Origin of the sequence: Nocardia mexicana NBRC 108244, assembly GCF_001613165.1 — a bacterium.
GTDB classification, from domain to species: Bacteria; Actinomycetota; Actinomycetes; order Mycobacteriales; family Mycobacteriaceae; genus Nocardia; species Nocardia mexicana.
This window is the reverse complement of the sequence record NZ_BDBV01000006.1, coordinates 177,275-197,174: the sequence shown is the minus strand read 5'-3', so window position 1 is coordinate 197,174 and position 19,900 is coordinate 177,275. Positions and strand designations below refer to the sequence as shown.

Genomic DNA, 19,900 nt, shown 5'->3' with positions numbered 1-19,900 from the left:
AGCGGATGAAATGAGTGTTACCACAACCGTTTCCACGGAGGATCCGGCCGGGTCCGAAGTACGCGCCTCGCTGCTCAACCGGTTGATCGTGCGGCCGGAGATCGGCTCCGCGCTCGGGGCGGTGCTGGTGTTCGTGTTCTTCTCGGTGATCACCGAGAAGTTCCTCAGCCCGCTCGGCGTCGCGACCTGGCTCGACGACGCCTCCACGCTCGGCATCATGGCGGTCGCGGTGGCGCTGCTGATGATCGGCGGGGAATTCGACCTGTCGGCCGGTGTGATGACGGCCTCCACCGCGCTGGTCACCGCGTTGCTGGCGGTGGAGGCCGGGTGGAACGTGTGGCCCGCGCTGCTGGTGTCGCTGCTGTTCGCCCTGGCGGTCGGCGCGCTCAACGGCTGGCTGGTGATGCGGACCGGGCTGCCGAGCTTCATCGTCACGCTCGGCAGCTTCCTGGCGCTGCAGGGCCTCAATCTCGGTGTCACCCGGCTGATCACCGACACCGTCCAGGTGTCGGGTGTGCGCTCGGCGGACGGATACGCCTCGGCCGGTTGGGTGTTCGCGTCCACGACCGATCTCGGCGACGCGCGCATCCAGGCCTCGGTGGTGTGGTGGATCGTGCTCACCGCCCTCGCGGGACTGGTGCTGGTGCGCACCCGGTTCGGCAACTGGATCTTCGCCGTCGGCGGGTCACTCGCGAGCGCCCGCGCGGTGGGTGTCCCCGCGGTGCGGACGAAGATCATCCTCTTCATGACGACGGCGTTCGCCGGGTGGGTCGTCGGGTCCTGCAACATCCTGCGGTTCGCGAGCGTCCAGGCGAATCAGGGTGTGGGACTGGAGTTTCAGTACATCATCGCGGCCGTGGTCGGGGGCTGCCTGCTCACCGGCGGGTTCGGGTCGGTGGTGGGCGCGGCGATCGGTGCGCTGATCTTCGGCATGGCGCGACAGGGCATCGTGTTCGCCCGCTGGGACAGTGACTGGTTCATGTTGTTCCTCGGCGTGCTGCTGCTGGCGGCGGTGCTGGTCAACAACGCATTCAAGAAGCGCGCGGAAAGGGTACGGCGATGACGGTTCCGCTGATCGAAACCCTCGGCATCGGAAAGAGTTACGGCGGCGTGGTGGCGCTGCGCGACGTGTCCACCGTCGTCAACGCGGGCGAGGTCACCTGCGTGCTCGGCGACAACGGCGCGGGCAAGTCCACCCTGATCAAGATCCTGGCCGGGGTGCACCAGCACGACGCGGGCGTGCTGAAGGTCGCGGGCGAGCCCACCCGGTTCGATTCCCCGCGTGCGGCTTTGGACCGCGGCATCGCCACGGTGTACCAGGACCTGGCGGTGGTCCCGTTGATGAGCGTGTGGCGCAACTTCGTGCTCGGCTCGGAACCCACCTTCAACTTCGGTCCGTTCCAGCTGCTGGACCGTCGGCGAGGTCGGGACATCACCCGGAAGGCGCTGGCGGACATGGGGATCGAGCTGCGCGATATGGAGCAGCCCGTGGGCACGCTGTCCGGCGGCCAGCGCCAGTGCGTCGCCATCGCCCGCGCGGTGCACTACGGGGCGAAGGTGCTGATCCTCGACGAGCCGACCGCGGCCCTGGGGGTGAAGCAGTCCGGGGTGGTGCTGCGCTATGTCGTGCAGGCCCGGGACCGGGGGCTCGGCGTCATCCTCATCACCCACAATCCGCATCACGCCTATCCGGTCGGCGACCGGTTCCTGCTGCTCAAGCGCGGCAGCATGCTCGGCTCCTACGAGAAGTCCGAGATCGACCTGCCGGAGCTGACCCGTCAGATGGCGGGCGGCGCGGAACTCGAAGCGCTGCAACACGAACTGGAGCGGGTGGTGCCGTGAAAGTGGAGGCGCTGACCGTGGGGCGGGTCGGGGTGGACCTGTATCCGCAGCAGAGCGGCGTGCCGCTGGCACGGGTGCAGACGTTCGCGAAGTTCCTGGGCGGCACCGCCACCAATGTGGCCGTCGCGGCGGCCCGGCTGGGGCGGCGCAGTGCGGTGCTGACCAAGGTCGGCCCGGACGGATTCGGCGACTTCGTGCGAACGGCCCTGACGGACTTCGGCGTTTCGTCGCGGTACGTGTCGACCGCGCCGGATCTGCAGACGCCCGTGGTGTTCTGCGAGCTGAACCCGCCCGCCGATCCTCCACTGCTGTTCTACCGGTCGCCGATCGCACCCGACCTCACGCTGACCCAGGACGAAGTCCCCTGGGAGGTGGTCGAATCCGTACCGCTGCTCTGGGTCACGGGAACGGGTGTGAGCGCCGAGCCCGGGCGCACGACGCAGCGCGCCGTGCTGGAACGGCGGCGGCGAGCCGGGCACACGGTGCTCGATCTGGACTACCGGCCGATGTTCTGGCCGGATATCGAGACCGCGGGCCGGGAGATCGGCTGGATGCTCGATCACGTGAATGTCGTGGTGGGCAACCGCACCGAGGTCCAGGTCGCGGTGGGCAGCGCCGATCCGGACGAGGCCGCCGATCGACTGCTGGCGTGCGGCGTGCGGCTGGCGGTGATCAAGCGCGGTGCCGAGGGCGTGCTGGTGGCCACCGACTCCGAGCGATGGACCGTGCCGCCCTGCCGCGTGGACGTGGTGTGCGGACTCGGCGCGGGCGACGGTTTCGGCGGCGCCCTCGTCCACGGCCTGCTGTCCGGCTGGGACCCGCGTCGCCTCGCGACCTACGCGAATGCGGCCGGGGCACTGGTGGCTTCGCGGCTGGCCTGCGCCGATGCGATGCCCACGAACGCCGAGATCGAGGAGATGCTGTGCGCGTAGCAAGCCTGTATTCGACGGAGGCATCGTGTATTTGACCGATGAACGCTGGCACGAGCTGCTGCAGGTGCGTGTCGCCCAGCCCGACGCGATCGCGCGCGCCTATGCCGCGCGGCGCCGCCGGCCGACGCTCTTGTCCGAGCGCGGGACGCTGTTCCTGGTGGCGGCCGACCACCCGGCCCGCGGCGCGCTCGGCGTCGGCTCGGACCGCAACGCGATGGCCGACCGCCGAATGCTGCTGGAGCGCCTGCTCATCGCGCTGGACAACCCCTCGGTCGACGGCGTGCTGGGCTCTCCGGACATCGTCGAGGAACTGCTGTTGCTGGACGCGCTGCACGACAAGGTCGTCATCGGGTCGATGAACCGCGGCGGGCTGGCGGGAGCCGACTGGGAGATCGACGACCGCTTCACCGGGTACGACGCGCAGTCGCTGGTCAAGTGGGGGCTCGACGGCGGCAAAATGCTCCTGCGGCTGGTGGATTCGGACCGCGGCACCATCCCGACCCTGCACGCCTGCGCCCGCGCGGTCTCGGAGCTGTCCGAGCACGGGCTCATGGCGATGGTGGAACCGCTGCCGTTCCACCGTGACGAGTCCGGCTCGCTGACCATGCAGAAGGACTCCTTCTCGCTGCAGCGGGCCGTCACCATCGCCTCCGGCCTGGGTGTCACCTCCGCCCACACGTGGCTGAAGATGCCTGCGCCGGACGATGTTTCGGTCCTCGACGCGACCACGCTGCCGGTGCTGCTGCTCGGTGGCGCTCCGTCGGGCGATATCGCCGCGGATATCGCGTCCTGGGGCAAGGCACTCGGCCATGACGTCGCCCGCGGGCTGGTGGTCGGGCGCAGCCTGCTGTATCCGCCGGACGGGGACGTCGCGGGCGCGGTCGAAGCCGCGGCAGAGGTGCTGCGGGAGGTGCGATGACATCCTCGAAGCTGCACCATCCCGCCGGATCGCTGAGCGATGCAAGCGATCCCGTGCTGCTCACCGCCGCGGGCGCCGGATGGGCACACACGGGACTGCGCGTCCTTCGCCTGGCGGCAGGTGTCTCCCGCGTAGTTCACACCGGTGAATACGAGGCGTTCGTTCTTCCCCTGTCCGGCGGATGCACCCTCCGCGTGGACGGCGCGACCTTCGAATTGTCCGGGCGGGATTCGGTTTTCACCCGCGTTACCGACTTCGCCTACGTACCCCGCGATGCGACGATCGAACTGTCGGCCGAGCGGGACGCCGAGATCGCACTGCCGATGGCCCGCTGCACGCGGCGGCTCGATCCGAAATACGGTCCCGCCGAAGACGTTCCGGTGGAGGTTCGGGGAGCGGGACAGGCGACCCGGCAGGTCACCAACTTCGGCACGCCGGGGATCTGGGATCACGCCGACAAGCTCAACGCCTGCGAGCTGATCACCCCGTCGGGCAACTGGTCGTCGTATCCGCCGCACAAGCACGACGAGGCGACCGAGTGCGAGGTCGTCAACGAGGAGATCTACTACTTCCGCATCGCCGGACGCGACGGCACCACCCCGTCCCCGGAGGGGTTCGGCCTGCACCGGACCTACACCGCGGACGGCTCGCTGGACGAGAACGTCGCCGTGCGCGACGGCGATGTCTTCCTGGTCCCGCACGGTTATCACGGCCCGTGCATCGCCGCCCCCGGATACCCCATGTACTACCTGAACGTCCTGGCCGGACCCGCGCCCGAGCGGTCCATGGCCTTCTGCGACGACCCGGCGCACAGCTGGATCCGCGGCAGCTGGGAGGGCACGCCCGTCGACCCGCGCTGTCCGGTCACCAGCCACGTGGGGCGGTCGCCGTCGCGCCGGAGTGAATGATCGAGATCCAGAGGAAGTAAGGGGCCGTCGACATGAGACTGACAACCGCGCAAGCCCTGGTGGCGTGGATGATCGCCCAGCACTCGGAGACGCTCGACGGCCGCGAGGTCCCGCTGTTCCCAGCGGTTTTCGCGATTTTCGGGCACGGCAACGTGCTCGGGCTCGGCACGGCTCTGGAGGAGCGACGGGACGTGATTCCGGTGTGGCGCGGGCACACCGAACAGGGCATGGCACTGGCCGCGGTCGGTCTCGCGAAGGCGACCCATCGCCGCCAGGTGGGCGTGGCGACCTCCTCCATCGGCCCGGGCGCCCTCAACATGGTGACCGCGGCGGGCGTCGCCCACGCGAATCGTCTTCCGCTGCTGTTGCTTCCGGGCGACACCTTCGTCAATCGCGCCCCCGATCCGGTGCTGCAGCAGGTGGAGCACTTCGGCGATGCGACCGTCACCGTGAACGACGCGTTCCGCTCGGTCAGCCGCTACTTCGATCGCATCACCCGGCCGGAGCAGCTGCTCGCCACGCTGCCGCAGGTGGCTCGGGTGCTCACCGATGCCGCCGAGGCGGGCCCGGTGACGCTGGCCCTGCCGCAGGACGTGCAGGCGGAAACCTCCGATTTCCCCACGGCCCTGTTCCAGCCGGTCGTTCACCGGATCGACCGGCCGCGCCCCGATCGCGAGAGTCTCGGGGAGGCGGCGCGGGCACTGCGGGCGGCGCACCGGCCGCTGCTGGTGCTGGGCGGGGGAGTGCGCTATTCGGGCGCGGGCGGCCGGGCGGTGGAACTGGCCGAGCGCCACGGCATTCCGATCGCCGAGACCACCGCCGGACGCACCCTGGTACCGCACGACCACCCGCTGTACGCGGGGCCGCTGGGCATCACCGGTTCGGGATCGGCGAATACCGTTGCCGCCGAGGCTGATCTGGTGCTGGCGGTGGGAACCCGACTGCAGGACTTCACGACCGCGTCGTGGACGGTGTTCGACCCCGGCGTCCGGATCGTCGCCATCAACGCCGCACGGTACGACGCGGTCAAGCACGGCGCGCTGTCGGTCGTCGCGGATGCCGGTGCGGCACTGGAGGATCTGGCCCCGCACCTGTCGGACTGGCGAGTGGACCAGGCGTGGAGTGCGCGGGCGAGCGCGGTGCGCGGCGAGTGGGACGCCTACGTCGACAAGCTGCGCGCACCCGCGGCCGGGATCCCCAGCTACGCCCAGATCGTCGGTGTCGTCAACGATCTCAGCGATCCGGCCGACTACGTCATGACCTCCTCCGGCGGCATGCCCGGCGAACTGGTCGGGGGGTGGCGGGCCGTCGGCGGGGAACCGACCATGGACGTCGAATACGGCTTCTCCTGCATGGGCTACGAACTCTCCGGCGCCTGGGGCGCGGCGATGGCGCACCGGCGCGGCCTGGTGACGACGATGCTGGGCGACGGCTCCTACCTGATGCTCAATTCCGAGCTGTTCTCCGCGGCCTTCGCCGGACATCCGCTGGTCGCCGTGGTGTGCGACAACGACGGATACGCCGTCATCGCGCGGCTGCAGGAAGGCCAGGGCGGCAACGCATTCAACAACTTCTACCGGCAGTGCCGCACCAACCACGGCCGCCCGCCGCGGGTCGATTTCGCCGCTCACGCGAGATCGCTCGGCTGCGCGGCGTTCGTCGCGACCGACCTGGCCGAGTTCCGGGCCGCCTACGCGGGCGCGCGGGCGGCCGCCCTGGCCGAGTCGCGCCCCGCGGTCGTGGTCGTGCCCACCCAGCCCGCCGCCTGGACCGAATCCGGCGCCTGGTGGGAGGTCGGCGTGCCCGCGCATCTGCCCGGCCGGGCCGCGTACGACGACGCGAAGCCCCGGCAGGTGCGCTACACCCGCTGACCGGGGCCGCGCCGGAGGCGAACTGCCGACGGCACGCCGTACCCGCCTGGACTGTCGCGGATCGCCTCGTTATCGTCTGCCTGGCTCGAAGGGGAGAAGGTAAGAGAGAGATGGCGCACGGCACGGTCAAGTGGTTCGACAGCAAGAAGGGGTTCGGTTTCATCACCGCCGACGGCGGCGGACCGGACGTCTTCGTCGACTACACCGAGGTCGAGGGCGCGGGCTTCCGTTCTCTCGTGGAGGGCCAGCGGGTGGAGTTCGAGGTGCGCCGGGCCAAGGCGGGCCCCGAGGCCAGGAGCGTGCGTGTGGTGCGCGACTGAGCGGGTGTGTTCTGCATCACCTCCTCATAAACGTGTCGCCCACGTCACTTTTCAGCAAATCTGGCTAACGGCTATTTCTGACGTGTCGATATGCGTGTAGTCAGCCAGTCCGGCTGGGATTGAATAAAGGAGAGGTATTCCATGATCCCCGTTATCATCGACACCGGTAGCGCCGCCCTGAACGGCATCCTGAGCACCGGCAGCGCCGCGTTCCACGGCCTGTTCGACACGCTGTGGACCGGCTCCTTCGGCGGCTGAGCTCGCTAGATGGTCGTGTTGATCGACCCTGGGTCGGCCTCGGGCAGTAACTGTCCGAGGCCGACCTATTTTTGTCCGAGGGCATTCGATGTCGATGTTCCGAACTGAGGACGAGTGCCGCAAACGCCCGGTCAGCGGACTATCACGAATCAATTACAGGCACGTAATCTACAGTCTCGAATGATTTCGAGCTGACTCTCCGCAAATCTCGTCCACGTCAACCCCGGTGGCGGCCTCCGCGCGCGGCATGGCAATGTGGACGATCGAGACCGGTGCTGCCGTTGGTTGGCCGACCCGGCTCGTCTACAGAAGGTATGAAATGGCGCAAGGCGTAGTGAAGTGGTTCAACAGCGAGAAGGGCTTCGGGTTCATCGCACAGGACAACGGCGGTCCCGACGTGTTCGTGCATTACTCGGCCGTGTCGGGGTCGGGCTTCCGCTCCCTCGATGAAGGTCAGCGCGTGGAGTTCGAGGTGGGCCAGGGTCAGAAGGGCCCGCAGGCTCAGGACGTTCGCGTGCTCTGATCCCAGACTTGCCGAGGGCCCCGCACCGGACGGTGCGGGGCCTTCGTGCGTGTCAGGGCGTCCCGCCGGGCCGTGGCGCGGCCACTGCGGTGTGCTGATCTCCGGCCTGCGCCTCGCCCACCTTGCAGCGCGCATCGGCCGGAAAGGGCAGGGCCGCAAGGCGGGTCGTCGCCGGGTCGGTGGGATGCCCGATCACGGGGGTCGACGGTGGCGGGGCGCTCGGATTCCCGGATCCGCCCGAGCGCAACGACTTTCCGTCCAGATCGGCCACCGGCGCCAGCCCGAGCAGGTCGAGCACGGTAGGGGTGATATCGACCAGCGAGTAGCCGTTGTACGTCCGGCCCGCCGCGAAGTCCGGGCCGTGGGCGATCACGAAACTGGCCACCTCGTAAGGGCTTTGACCGCCGTGGCCGCCCTCGGGTTTATGCCCGTGGTCGGTGGTCACCAGGATCGTCCACTGTTCCTCGGGATGGTCCGCGGCACGTCGTCCCACCGCGTCGGCGATCCGCCCGACCAGCACGTCGACCCGGCTGATCGCGTCCCGATAGGCCTGCGGGTTACTGGCGCGCAGGCGATGCCCGGCGATGTCGACCTGGTCGAAGTGGGTGAAGACGAAGTCGGTTCCCGCGTCGATCGCGGTAACCGTGGCCGCCGCGGTCGCGGTGTCGATATCGGCCTCGCAGCCGTAGGTGCCGAGCGGATTGGAACCTGCGGTGACGATCGTGTCCGCGTGCGGATCGCCGGTGCGGGCGATGGCGGAGATCGTGTCCCAGGTGGCGATCGACGCCGTCTTCCGCTGCGGCGCCGCGCGTTTGATGCGGTTGAACACCGTCGGGAAGCGGCCCAGATGGGCGGGGTCGCAGGTGTCGCCGTTGTCGCAGATGCCCGTGCGGGTGTCCCACACCCCGGTCAGCACCGCCGACCAGGACGGGCAGGACACCGTGGTGTGCGGCGCGATCGAGTAGCGGCTGAGCGTGCCCTCGGCCGCCAGGCGCTGCAGATTGGGTGTCACCGCCGCCAGCAGCTCGCTGTAGAGGCAGCCGTCGATCCCGATGACCGCGACCTTGCCGATTCCGGATGCCGCGGCGGCCCGCGGCAGCGCGGTGCCGGTGACGAGCGCGGCGAATGAGGTCACCAGCAGTGCCGAACACGTGCGCCGGGTGATGGCCATGATCACACTGTGACGTCGAAAATAGCGTCTATCCAGCGGAAATGACCGACTTCGCCAAGCCTTCGCGCAAACCTCACGCGCGCGACGGGCCGGGTTCACCGTGTTCACGCATCCGACGCATGACGGTTATGCCCGGTTCCCGCCGACGCGGAGCCGTCTGACGGCGGCCGCCTACCGGGCGGTACCCCGACGCCGAACCCGGCCCATTAAGCTGGTCGGCGGTAAATGCCGACCCCCTTCCCCAGGAGTTCCCCACAGTGAGCCCTAATGGCCGTCCTGTTGTTCTGATCGCCGACAAGCTCGCCCAGTCGACCGTCGAGGCGCTCGGTGACGGTGTCGAGGTTCGCTGGGTCGACGGCCCGAACAAACCCGAACTGCTCGCCGCCGTCCCCGACGCGGATGCGCTGCTGGTGCGCTCGGCGACCACGGTCGACGCGGATGTCCTCGACGCCGGTAAGAACCTGAAGATCGTCGCCCGCGCCGGCGTCGGCCTCGACAATGTCGACGTGCCCGCGGCCACCGAGCGCGGTGTCATGGTCGTCAACGCGCCGACCTCCAACATCCACACCGCCGCCGAGCACGCCGTCACGCTGCTGCTGTCCGCCGCCCGCCAGATCCCGGCCGCCGACGCCACCCTGCGCGAACACACCTGGAAGCGCAGCAAGTTCAACGGTGTCGAGATCTTCGGCAAGACCGTCGGTGTGATCGGCCTGGGTCGCATCGGCCAGCTGTTCGCCCAGCGCCTGGCCGCGTTCGAGACCAAGATCGTCGCGTACGACCCCTACACGTCCCCGGCCCGCGCCGCCCAGCTGGGCATCGAGCTGCTGAGCCTGGACGAGGTGCTCGAGCGCGCCGACTTCATCTCCATCCACCTGCCGAAGACGCCCGAGACCAAGGGCATGCTGAACGCCGAGACGATCGCCAAGACCAAGAAGGGCGTCGTCATCGTCAACGCCGCCCGCGGTGGCCTGATCGACGAGCAGGCGCTCGCCGACGCCATCACCTCGGGCCACGTGCGCGCCGCGGGCATCGACGTGTTCGAGACCGAGCCGTGCACCGACAGCCCGCTGTTCGAGCTGCCGCAGGTCGTCGTGACCCCGCACCTGGGCGCCTCCACCGCCGAGGCGCAGGACCGCGCGGGCACCGATGTCGCCAAGTCCGTGCAGCTGGCCCTCGCCGGTGAGTTCGTGCCCGGCGCGGTCAATGTGACCGGCGGCGCCGTGAACGAGATCGTCGCCCCGTGGCTGGAGATCGTGCGCAAGCAGGGCGCCCTGCTCGGTGCGCTCGCCAGCGAGCTCCCGGTCAGCCTGGAGGTTCAGGTGCGTGGCGAGCTGTCTTCGGAAGACGTTGCGGTGCTGGAGCTTTCGGCGTTGCGCGGGGTCTTCTCCGCACTGATCGAGGATGCGGTCACCTTCGTGAACGCCCCGTCGCTGGCCAAGGATCGCGGCCTCGAGTCGTCGGTCACCACCGCCTCGGAGAGCCCCTCGCATCGCAGCCTGGTCGACCTGCGCGCGGTGTTCGGCGACGGCCGCACGCTCAATGTCGCGGGCACCCTGACCGAGCCGCAGCAGGTGCAGAAGATCGTCAACATCAACGGCCGCAACTACGACATGCGCGCCGAGGGCCTGAACCTGGCGGTGCTCAACTACGGCGACAAGCCGGGCGCGCTGGGCAAGATCGGCACCAAGCTCGGCGAGGCCGGGATCGACATCCACGCCGCCCAGCTGAGCCAGGACGTCGACAAGGAAGGCGCCACCGTCGTCCTGCGCATCAGCAGCGAGGTCCCCGCCGATGTCCAGACCGCCATCGCCGAGGCTGTCGGCGCCGCCAAGGTCGCCCAGGTCGACCTGAGCTGATTCCGGCCAAGAGCATGCCGGAATGACGATGAGGCACGCCGGACTCGGCGTGCCTCTGTCGTTCCCGGTGTGCCCTGTCGTTCCTGGTGCGCCCTGTCGTTCCCAGCGCGCCTCAATCCCTATCCCCGGCACGCTTTTGGCCGGGGTCCGCGGTGGATTCCGGCCGAAAGCAGCCGGAAATGACGGTAGGCACACTGCTCGCCGGAACGATCGATTCCAGTATGCGGGATGGACTTGCCCTGGTCGCGGGTGGTTTTCGGGGACCGGATAGGGTGGCCAGCGTCTTGGCCGAGGCCCGAAGGAACGGAGCGTTGTCATATGAAGCTGGCTGTCATCCCCGGTGACGGGATCGGGCCCGAGGTCATCGCCGAGGCGCTGAAGGTGCTCGACGTGGTCGTGCCCGGGGTCGAGAAGACCCAGTACGACCTCGGCGCCAAGCGCTACCACGCCACGGGAGAGGTGCTGCCGGATTCGGTGCTGCCCGAGCTGAAGCAGCACGACGCCATCCTGTTGGGCGCGATCGGTGACCCGTCGGTGCCGAGCGGCCTGCTGGAGCGAGGTCTGTTGCTGCACACGCGTTTTGCGCTCGACCATCACGTGAACCTGCGCCCCTCCAAGCTGTTCCCCGGCGTGACCAGCCCGCTGTCGGGCAATCCGGACATCGACTTCGTGGTGGTGCGCGAGGGCACCGAGGGCCCCTACACCGGCACCGGCGGCGCCATCCGCGTGGAGACGCCGCACGAGGTCGCCACCGAGGTCAGCACCAATACCCGCTTCGGCATCGAGCGCGTGGTGCGCTACGCGTTCGACAAGGCGCAGCATCGGCGCAAGCACCTCACCTTGGTGCACAAGACGAACGTGCTCAGCTTCGCGGGCTCGCTGTGGCAGCGCACCGTGAACGAGGTCGGCACGGAATTCCCCGATGTCGAGATCGCCTACCAGCACATCGATGCCGCGACCATCCACATGGTCACCGATCCGGGCCGCTTCGACGTGATCGTCACCGACAACCTGTTCGGCGACATCATCACCGACCTGGCGGCCGCCGTCTCGGGCGGCATCGGCCTCGCCGCCTCCGGCAACATCGACGCCTCGGGCACCAACCCGAGCATGTTCGAGCCGGTGCACGGCAGCGCCCCCGACATCGCGGGCCAGTCCAAGGCCGACCCCACCGCCGCCATCCTCTCGGTCTCGATGCTGCTCAACCACCTCGGCAAGACCGACGAAGCCACCCGCATCGAATCCGCCGTAGCCAAGGACCTCGCCTCCCGCACCGGCCCCGCCTCCACCGTCGAGATCGGCGACCGCATCGCCGCCGCCGTCTGAGATCCGCTTCCAACGGGTTCTTCTCGGACTCTTCTCGCCAGGCGCTATAGCATGAGGACACACCCGGATGCCGTCATCATCTGGATGCCGTCATCATCATCTGAGCGCTAGCAACTGGAGGCAGCATGACAGCGGAGAACCTGCCCTGTGCCGCTGGCTTCGGCCCGTACACTGTCCTCGATCTGCACGATCTTCCGGAGGACGGCAAGGGCTACGAACTCGAGGACGGGTGGTTGATCGAGATGGCGGCGGGGGCCCGGCACAACTACATCGGCTGGTCGCTCGCCGGGATTCTTCGTTCTGCGGCCTCGGACACGGATGTCTTCGTGTGCGATGGGGGTGAGTGGGAGGTCAGCACCCCCTCAGGCGTTCGTAAACCGGACGTATTCGTTATTCCCAAGGACGTCGCGCGCGCGGCCATTATCGATGAGTCGCCGAAGCTCATCCCGGGCGCCGAACTGCTGCTGGTAGTCGAAGTCATCTCCCCAGGCAGCGCGAGTGAGCGTACGGATCGTGTGCGTAAGGTCAGAGAGTATGCAGCGCTTGGCATTCCGCAGTACTGGCTGATCGAACACCAATCGGCCACCCGGATTCATCGTGCCGTTCTGAACGGCGGGGACTACGACTGGCAACCAGTCGTTGCGGAGGGCACCGAATTCGCCGCGGACGTCGAGGCCGACAAGACGTTCCGGGTCACGTTCGATCCTGGTGCGCTGCTGGAGTTCTGAACTTGGTGGCGGCGGCCCGCGCCGAACCTCGGTGTCGGTCCGATCGAACTCGGGGCCATGAGTGATCCTGCGGTGCAGTGGTTCGACGTACCCTCTACGGGACCTGCACTGTGCAGGCCCCATAGAGGGCGCGGAGACGGGTGACTGGCGCGTCGAGAGCTGGTGTGACTCCGGGGTTGTCAGGGGGCGGGCTTGATGTGGCGGGGGAGGGGGACCAAGGGGATTGCGGCGGTGGCGATTACCGCGGCTACGAGATAGGTGGCGGGGAAGCCGGAGGCGGTGATCAAGGCGCCGAAGAGTGGGGCGATGGCGGCGGAGGCCAGGTTCTGGCCGGTGTTCTGGATGCCCAGACCTCTTCCGCTCCAATAGGGTCCGGCGATCTCGGCGACGGCGGTGAAGGCCAGTCCGTTGTCGGCGACGGTGATGACCGAGGCGGCGACCAGGATGGGTATGGCGGCCCACCACCAGTGCAGCCAGGAGGCAACGGCCAAGGCGCACATGGAGATCGCGGCCGCGACGGCCACCGTGCGCAGCGGGCGCAGGCGGCTGCCGACCCGGTCCGACCAGAAGCCGGCGCCGATGCGGCCCGCGGCGCCCAGGAGCTGGGTGCCGGTGACCAGAACCCCGGCCACCGCCAGCGACAGCCCGACATCGCGGTGCAGCCACAGCAGCGCGAAGGTCCACACCGTGGCCTGCGGGATCACCAGCAGCACCGACACCCCGTGGATTCGCCACAGCGTGCGGTCGCCGCGATACGGATTGGCCGGGCGGGAGTCGGCCGACACCGCGGGGCGCGGCGGATCGATGATCCCGATGCCGCACCCGACGGCGGCCAGCCCCGCCATCACAGCCGGAACCAGGATCGCGGTGGAAAACCCGTGCGCCGCAGCGATGGTCGGGATCGTCAGCGCGGCGATCCCCACGCCCAGCGGTTGTGCGGACTGCCGTATTCCCATGGCCAGCCCGCGCTGATCCGGCGGGAACCAGCCGACGATCACCCGGCCGCTGGCGCCGTTGGTGGAGCCCGCGCCCAATCCCGCCAGGAACAACAGCACACCCAGCAGGACGTAATCGGTGACGAACGCCGCGGCCGCGCCGGCCGCGAACATCACCAGCGGGCCCGCCACCAGGACGGCGCGCTCGCCGATCCGGTCCACCGCGTAGCCCCACGCGATCAGCGTGCACACCAGGCCGACCGTCGGCATCGCGACCAGCAGACCCGCTGTCGCCAAAGGCATTCCGCGGTCGGTCAGGGCGGGCAGCAGGAACGGTGTGCCGTGCACGATGACCGCGCTCGAGCTCTGCGCGAACACGCCGAGGGCGAGCATGACCCACCGGCGGGTGGCGTGCATGGGAGTCACGGTGGACACATCCTCACCTCAATCTCATATATTGGGAACAGAGTCTTACTCTGTGAACTCGCCCTCACGGTACACGCTGTGCTCGAGCCGAACTCGCGCACCCCGCCACGTACCGGTGGTTTTCCGCCCTCACTGCAGACCACCCGGTCGGGCGCATACCACCAGATGGATAGACTGTCGAGCCATGCGCCTAGGTCGAGTTGCCAGTCCCGATGGAGTCGCGTTCGTCAGCATCGAGGAATCGAGCTCCGGCGAAGTGGCCCGGGAAATCGCCGAACACCCGTTCGGTACCCCCACGTTCACCGGCCGCAGCTGGCCGCTGCCCGATGTGCGGCTGCTGGCCCCGATCCTCGCCAGCAAGGTGGTGTGCGTCGGCAAGAACTACGCCGCGCACGCGCAGGAGATGGGCGGCGAGGCGCCGGAGGATCCGGTGATCTTCCTCAAGCCGAACACCGCCATCGTCGGGCCCAATGTGCCAATTGTGCTGCCGCCCAGCTCGTCCCAGGTCGACTACGAGGGCGAACTGGCCATCGTGATCGGCCGCCCCTGCAAGGACGTGCCCGCCGCCCGGGCCCGGGACGTGATCCTGGGCTACACCGCGGCCAACGACGTCACCGCCCGCGATCAGCAGCGCCACGACGGCCAGTGGACCCGCGGCAAGGGCTACGACACCTTCTGCCCGCTGGGGCCCTGGATCGAGACCGCGCTGGACCCGGCCGATCTGGAGATCACCACCGAGCTCGACGGCGAGGTCCGTCAGCGCAGCCGGACTTCGCTTCTGCTGCACGATATTCCGAAGCTGATCGAATGGGTCACCACGGTGATGACGCTGCTGCCGGGTGACGTAATCCTCACCGGCACACCGGAAGGTGTGGGACCGATGAAGGATGGGCAATCCGTCTCCGTGACGGTCGAGGGCATCGGCACCCTCACCAATCCCGTTGCCGCCAAACGCTGATCGAGAGAAGGAACATGTCTGACGTACGGGTCCGTTTCTGCCCGTCACCGACCGGCACGCCGCATGTCGGCCTCATCCGGACCGCGCTGTTCAACTGGGCGTACGCCCGCCACCACGGCGGCACCTTCGTGTTCCGCATCGAAGATACCGACGCCGCACGCGATTCCGAGGAATCCTACGGCGCGCTGCTGGACGCACTGCGGTGGCTCGGGCTCACCTGGGACGAGGGGCCGGAGGTCGGCGGGCCCTACGAACCGTACCGGCAGTCGCAGCGGCGAGACCTCCATTTCGATGTGGTGCGGCGTTTGCTGGAGGCGGGGGAGGCCTACGAATCCTTCTCCACCCCAGACGAAGTGGAGGCGCGGCACCGGGCGGCCGGACGCGATCCGAAACTGGGCTACGACAACTTCGACCGCGACCTGACGGCGGAGCAGATCGCCGCCTACAAGGCCGAGGGCCGCCCGGCGGTGGTCCGGCTGCGCATGCCCGGCCACGACATCACGTGGCACGATCTGGTGCGCGGCGAGACCACGTTCAAGGTGGGGTCGGTACCCGATTTCGCGCTGACCCGGGGAACCGGTGATCCGCTGTACACGCTGGTGAATCCGCTCGACGACGCGCTGATGAAGATCACCCATGTGTTGCGTGGAGAAGATCTCCTCTCGTCCACTCCGCGGCAGATTGCGTTGTATGAGGCATTGCAGCGGATCGGTGTGGCGGAGTTCACCCCGCAGTTCGGACATCTGCCGTTCGTGATGGGCCAGGGCAACAAGAAGTTGTCCAAGCGCGATCCCGAGTCGAATCTGTTCGTCCATCGCGACCGCGGATTCATCCCGGAGGGTTTGCTGAATTACCTGGCTTTGCTCGGTTGGAGTCTCACCGACGACCGCGACGTCTTCTCGATGACCGAGATGGTCGAGGCGTTCGACATATCGAAAGTAAATTCGAATCCGGCCCGCTTCGATCAGAAGAAGGCGGACGCGATCAACGCCGAGCACATTCGTTTGCTGGCTCCGGGTGATTTCGCCCACCGGCTGCGCGAGTACCTGACGGCGCACAACAACATCGGCGCCGAAGTGGACGAGACCCTTTTCGCAACGGCGGCCGAGTTGGTGCAGACCCGGATCGTCGTGCTCGGCGACGCCTGGGATCTGCTGAAGTTCCTGTTCGTGCCGTCGCAGGAGTTCGCTGTCGATCCCGCCGCGGCGCAAAAGAACCTCGGGCCCGATGCCGCACCGGTGTTGCAGGCCGCCATTGCCGCGCTCGAGGGTGTTTCCGAGTGGACGGCGGCCACGCTGGAGAATGCGCTGAAAACGGCGCTGGTGGACGATCTGGGCCTCAAACCGCGCAAGGCCTTCGCGCCGGTTCGGGTCGCGGTCACCGGTTCGCACATCAGCCCGCCGCTGTACGAGTCGCTGGAGTTGCTGGGGCGGGAGTCGACGATGCAGCGCCTGCGGGCGGTCGAGACCGCCTGAGCCTGGCCACCCGGACGTGACGCTCGCCCGGCCGAACGTCACGTCCGGGTGACCCGCCGTCGGCTTCGAACTATGTAATTCGACTCGAGAACCCCGCTCTGACCAGCCGATTTGTAGTTTTCAGGGCAGGGTTTGGTAATCTTTCTCTCGGCCCGGAACGAGGCCCTCGGCCCGACGGGGCGGAGGTCGAAAGCCCAGGTCATTGGGGTATGGTGTAATTGGCAACACAGCTGATTCTGGTTCAGCCATTCTAGGTTCGAGTCCTGGTACCCCAGCGGAGAGTGTTGATCCGCCTCGGTTCGCGGTCGAGCGGTCAACCTCCTGGCGATTTGATCGCCGGGGTTCCGGCCGGTTAAGCTGGCCGAGCCTCCTCTAGCGGGAGACCTCCGATCCCGGAGAACATCCTTCCTGGCCCCGTCGTCTAGCGGCCTAGGACGCCGCCCTCTCAAGGCGGTAGCGCGGGTTCAAATCCCGTCGGGGCTACTGAAACCCTCCAGCTCACCAGCTGGAGGGTTTTTTCATGCCTAGTTCTGCGGGGGCCAGGTGCTGCCGCCGAGGGGCATCTCGGGGAGGCCCAGTTTGCGGTGGTCCCAGCTGCGGGTGCGTTCGGGGACTACGCGGACCGCTACTCGCTTGTTCAGCATCGCCTCGACCATCGGGCGGAGGTCTTCGCTGTACGGGCCCGTGTAGCGCTCCCAGACGCTGATTCCTACCTTGAACAGGGCGTCCGGGTCCTCGACGATCTCCGCGCGGCCCTCGATCGAGAGCCCGCGCAGCTGGTCGTAGGTGTCGCCGGCCTCCACCAGCACCGTCACCCGCGGATCGCGGCGGATGTTGACCGCCTTCTGCGACTTGAGCTTGGTCTCGAACCAGATCTCGCCGTCCACCAGCCCGTACCACATGGCGGTCAGGTGCGGCAGGCCCGTCTTGCCGAGCGTGGCCAGCGTGGCGACGCGGCTGTGCTCGAGGAATCCGGTGATCTCCGCGTCGGACATCACGATCTGCGCGCGTTGATTAACTCCCATGCGCCGACTGTACTTTACGGCGTATGGCGAGGGTCACAGTGTGCGGCCGCCATGACGTGCCCTCGCTTACCCGGCGTCCTCCTGGCTCGCCCAGCTTTCCCGGCCTGCTCTTGGCCGGGATCTCGCATGGGCGCCGCTACAGGCGCTTGTGCAGGGCGTCGGCCGCTGCCACCAGGTCCGCGGCCCACCGCGCCCCCGGCCGTCGTCCCATTCGGTCGATGGGGCCCGATACGGATACCGCAGCCACCACCGTCCCCGCCGAATCCCGGACCGGGGCCGAGACGCTGGCCACCCCGGCCGCGCGTTCGGCGGCACTCTGCGCCCAGCCGCGGCGGCGCACCTCGGCCAGGGCGCGGTCGCCGAAGACCGCGTCGGTCAGCACACCGCGCTGCAGTTCGGGATCCGACCAGGCCAGCAGCACCTTGGCCGCCGAACCCGCGGTGAGCGGGAGCCGGGCGCCCACCGGCACGGTGTCGCGCAGGCCCTGCGCGGGCTCGAGCGCGGCGACGCAGATGCGGGAATGGCCGTCGAGGCGGTAGAGCTGCACGCTCTCGCCGGTGATCTCGCGCAGCCGCGGCAGGATAGTGGCGGCCGCGTCCAGCAGCGGATCCTCGGCGGTGGTGGCCAGCTCGGACAGGGCCGGGCCCGGGCGCCACAGCCCGTTGGCGTCGCGTGCGAGCATGCGATGCACCTCCAGCCCCACGGCCAGCCGGTGCGCGGTCGCGCGGGGCAGGCCGGTGCGGGTGCACAGGTCGTTGAGGCCGCAGGGCTGCTCGGCCGCGGCGTAGAGCACGGCCATGGCTTTGTCGAGCACCCCGATACCGCTATGCTGTCTCATAGAACGATATTAGCGTCTCGAATACTGAGATATGCAAATGCAGCCCCGTGTCGACAGCCCATAACGGCGCGGGATCCGAGTGAAAGCGAGATGAAGATGGCCGAGCGGCCACGCACCCTGGCGGAGAAGGTCTGGGACCAGCACGTCGTCGCCCGCGGCGCCGGCGAGGGCGACGCGCGCGAACCCGATCTCATCTACATCGACCTGCACCTGGTGCACGAGGTGACCAGCCCGCAGGCCTTCGACGGCCTGCGCGCGGCCGGCCGCCCGGTCCGCCGGCCCGATCTCACCATCGCCACCGAGGATCACAACGTCCCGACCGTCGACATCGACAAGCCGATCGCCGACCCCGTTTCCCGCACCCAGGTGGACACGCTGCGGCGCAATTGCGAGGAGTTCGGTGTCCGGCTGTACCCGATGGGCGATATCGACCAGGGCATCGTGCACGTGGTCGGCCCGCAGCTGGGCCTGACCCAGCCGGGCACGACCGTGGTGTGCGGCGATTCGCACACCTCGACGCACGGCGCGTTCGGCGCGATCGCGATGGGTATCGGCACCAGCGAGGTCGAGCACGTGCTGGCCACGCAGACGCTGTCGCTGCGGCCGTTCAAGACCATGGCGATCAATATCGACGGCCAACTGCCGGACGGTGTGACGAGCAAGGACGTGATCCTGGCCGTGATCGCGCAGATCGGCACCGGCGGCGGTCAGGGCTATGTGCTCGAATACCGCGGCGAGGCCGTGCGCGCCATGTCCATGGAGGCGCGGATGACCATGTGCAACATGTCCATCGAGGCCGGTGCCCGCGCGGGAATGGTGGCCCCCGACGAGGTCACCTACGAATTCCTGAAGGGCCGCCCGCACGCGCCGCAGGGTGCGGACTGGGATGCGGCCGTCGAGGCGTGGGAGGCGCTGAAGACCGACGAGGGCGCCGAATTCGATGCCGAGGTGCACATCGACGCGTCCACGCTGACCCCGTTCGTCACCTGGGGCACCAATCCGGGACAGGGACTGCCGCTGGGCGAATCGGTGCCGAATCCGGCCGATATCTCCGACGAAACGGCGCGCGAATCGGCCGAGAAGGCACTGCGATACATGGATTTGGAGCCCGGAACTCCGCTTCGGGAGGTCAAGGTCGACACGGTATTCGTGGGCTCGTGCACCAACGGCCGCATCGAGGATCTGCGTGCCGTGGCCGGGATTTTGGACGGCCGCAGGGTGGCCGACGGCGTGCGGATGTTGATCGTGCCGGGGTCGATGCGCGTGCGGGCCCAGGCCGAATCCGAGGGGCTGGGCGAGATTTTCACCGCCGCCGGCGCGGAATGGCGTCAGGCCGGGTGCTCGATGTGCCTGGGGATGAATCCCGATCAGCTTTCGCCCGGTCAGCGGTGTGCTTCGACATCCAATCGCAACTTCGAGGGCCGGCAGGGCAAAGGTGGCCGCACACATCTGGTTTCGCCGCTGGTCGCCGCGGCCACCGCGGTGCGCGGAACGCTGGCCTCACCTGCGGATCTGGTCCCGGCTGGCACCGGGAAGGCGTAGTGCGGCAGGCACGAGTAGATCCGGGAAAGAGTAGTAGCAGTCCCGGC

The 19,900-nt window shown here is 68.3% G+C and carries 18 protein-coding genes and 2 tRNA genes; 16 read left to right on the top strand and 4 right to left on the bottom strand.

Annotated elements, in window-relative coordinates; all coding sequences use genetic code 11:
* Nucleotides 1-10 precede the first annotated feature (10 nt).
* The 8 genes from NM1_RS03670 to NM1_RS03635 all read left to right on the top strand — a co-directional run bounded on the left by NM1_RS03670 (nt 11) and on the right by NM1_RS03635 (nt 7,573).
* Nucleotides 11-1,063, top strand: coding sequence for an ABC transporter permease (locus tag NM1_RS03670; RefSeq protein ID WP_068013804.1), 1,053 nt, complete (start codon nt 11-13; stop codon nt 1,061-1,063).
* Nucleotides 1,060-1,842, top strand: a complete 783-nt coding sequence (locus tag NM1_RS03665; RefSeq protein ID WP_068013802.1) for an ATP-binding cassette domain-containing protein — start codon at nt 1,060-1,062, stop codon at nt 1,840-1,842. The genes NM1_RS03670 and NM1_RS03665 overlap by 4 nt, the downstream gene beginning before the upstream one ends.
* Complete coding sequence (gene iolC / locus NM1_RS03660; RefSeq protein WP_068013799.1) at nt 1,839-2,774, top strand: 5-dehydro-2-deoxygluconokinase; 936 nt, start codon at nt 1,839-1,841, stop codon at nt 2,772-2,774. Before NM1_RS03665 ends, iolC begins: the two co-directional genes overlap by 4 nt.
* A 22-nt stretch (nt 2,775-2,796) precedes the next feature.
* A complete protein-coding gene (locus NM1_RS03655; protein WP_114699657.1) occupies nt 2,797-3,693 on the top strand; it encodes a Cgl0159 family (beta/alpha)8-fold protein in 897 nt (298 codons plus the stop codon).
* A complete protein-coding gene (gene iolB / locus NM1_RS03650) occupies nt 3,690-4,601 on the top strand; it encodes a 5-deoxy-glucuronate isomerase (RefSeq protein WP_068013796.1) in 912 nt (303 codons plus the stop codon). The genes NM1_RS03655 and iolB overlap by 4 nt, the downstream gene beginning before the upstream one ends.
* A gap of 32 nt (nt 4,602-4,633) precedes the next feature.
* Nucleotides 4,634-6,472: a 3D-(3,5/4)-trihydroxycyclohexane-1,2-dione acylhydrolase (decyclizing) gene (gene iolD / locus NM1_RS03645; RefSeq protein WP_068013794.1), complete on the top strand. Its 1,839-nt coding sequence runs from the start codon at nt 4,634-4,636 to the stop codon at nt 6,470-6,472.
* A gap of 110 nt (nt 6,473-6,582) precedes the next feature.
* Nucleotides 6,583-6,792, top strand: a complete 210-nt coding sequence (locus NM1_RS03640) for a cold-shock protein (protein WP_068013792.1) — start codon at nt 6,583-6,585, stop codon at nt 6,790-6,792.
* A gap of 577 nt (nt 6,793-7,369) precedes the next feature.
* A complete protein-coding gene (locus NM1_RS03635; protein WP_068013963.1) occupies nt 7,370-7,573 on the top strand; it encodes a cold-shock protein in 204 nt (67 codons plus the stop codon).
* A gap of 52 nt (nt 7,574-7,625) precedes the next feature.
* Here the strand turns inward: NM1_RS03635 and NM1_RS03630 are convergent, their stop codons facing one another.
* Nucleotides 7,626-8,744, bottom strand: a complete 1,119-nt coding sequence (locus NM1_RS03630) for an alkaline phosphatase family protein (RefSeq protein WP_084519134.1) — start codon at nt 8,742-8,744, stop codon at nt 7,626-7,628.
* A gap of 257 nt (nt 8,745-9,001) precedes the next feature.
* On the opposite strand from NM1_RS03630, the gene serA reads away from it, so the two are divergent.
* The 3 genes from serA (at nt 9,002) to NM1_RS03615 (ending at nt 12,654) form a co-directional block, all read left to right on the top strand.
* Nucleotides 9,002-10,600, top strand: a complete 1,599-nt coding sequence (gene serA, locus NM1_RS03625; protein WP_068013790.1) for a phosphoglycerate dehydrogenase — start codon at nt 9,002-9,004, stop codon at nt 10,598-10,600.
* Between the two features lie 318 nt (nt 10,601-10,918).
* Nucleotides 10,919-11,926: a 3-isopropylmalate dehydrogenase gene (locus tag NM1_RS03620; RefSeq protein ID WP_068013788.1), complete on the top strand. Its 1,008-nt coding sequence runs from the start codon at nt 10,919-10,921 to the stop codon at nt 11,924-11,926.
* A gap of 125 nt (nt 11,927-12,051) precedes the next feature.
* Nucleotides 12,052-12,654: a Uma2 family endonuclease gene (locus NM1_RS03615; RefSeq protein WP_068013786.1), complete on the top strand. Its 603-nt coding sequence runs from the start codon at nt 12,052-12,054 to the stop codon at nt 12,652-12,654.
* A gap of 179 nt (nt 12,655-12,833) precedes the next feature.
* Here the strand turns inward: NM1_RS03615 and NM1_RS03610 are convergent, their stop codons facing one another.
* Nucleotides 12,834-14,024, bottom strand: a complete 1,191-nt coding sequence (locus NM1_RS03610) for an MFS transporter (protein ID WP_246011422.1) — start codon at nt 14,022-14,024, stop codon at nt 12,834-12,836.
* Between the two features lie 175 nt (nt 14,025-14,199).
* Between NM1_RS03610 and NM1_RS03605 the strand changes: the two genes are divergently transcribed.
* The 4 genes from NM1_RS03605 (at nt 14,200) to NM1_RS03590 (ending at nt 16,931) form a co-directional block, all read left to right on the top strand.
* Nucleotides 14,200-14,973: a fumarylacetoacetate hydrolase family protein gene (locus tag NM1_RS03605; RefSeq protein WP_068013782.1), complete on the top strand. Its 774-nt coding sequence runs from the start codon at nt 14,200-14,202 to the stop codon at nt 14,971-14,973.
* Nucleotides 14,974-14,987: 14 nt separating this feature from the next.
* The gene (gene gltX, locus NM1_RS03600) at nt 14,988-16,448 is read left to right on the top strand and encodes a glutamate--tRNA ligase (protein WP_068013780.1); all 1,461 of its coding nucleotides are present in this window, start codon (nt 14,988-14,990) and stop codon (nt 16,446-16,448) included.
* A gap of 203 nt (nt 16,449-16,651) precedes the next feature.
* Nucleotides 16,652-16,723: transfer RNA gene (locus NM1_RS03595), tRNA-Gln, on the top strand.
* 135 nt (nt 16,724-16,858) lie between these two features.
* Nucleotides 16,859-16,931 (top strand) — tRNA-Glu (locus NM1_RS03590).
* Nucleotides 16,932-16,972: 41 nt separating this feature from the next.
* Here the strand turns inward: NM1_RS03590 and NM1_RS03585 are convergent.
* Entirely contained in the window at nt 16,973-17,473 is a 501-nt protein-coding gene (locus NM1_RS03585; protein WP_068013777.1) for a pyridoxamine 5'-phosphate oxidase family protein, read from the bottom strand.
* Nucleotides 17,474-17,609: 136 nt separating this feature from the next.
* Nucleotides 17,610-18,311: an IclR family transcriptional regulator gene (locus NM1_RS03580; RefSeq protein WP_068013775.1), complete on the bottom strand. Its 702-nt coding sequence runs from the start codon at nt 18,309-18,311 to the stop codon at nt 17,610-17,612.
* A 96-nt stretch (nt 18,312-18,407) separates the two neighbouring features.
* Between NM1_RS03580 and leuC the strand changes: the two genes are divergently transcribed.
* On the top strand, nt 18,408-19,853 hold the full coding sequence (leuC, locus tag NM1_RS03575) for a 3-isopropylmalate dehydratase large subunit (protein ID WP_174556831.1): 1,446 nt from the start codon (nt 18,408-18,410) through the stop codon (nt 19,851-19,853).
* Nucleotides 19,854-19,900 lie beyond the last annotated feature (47 nt).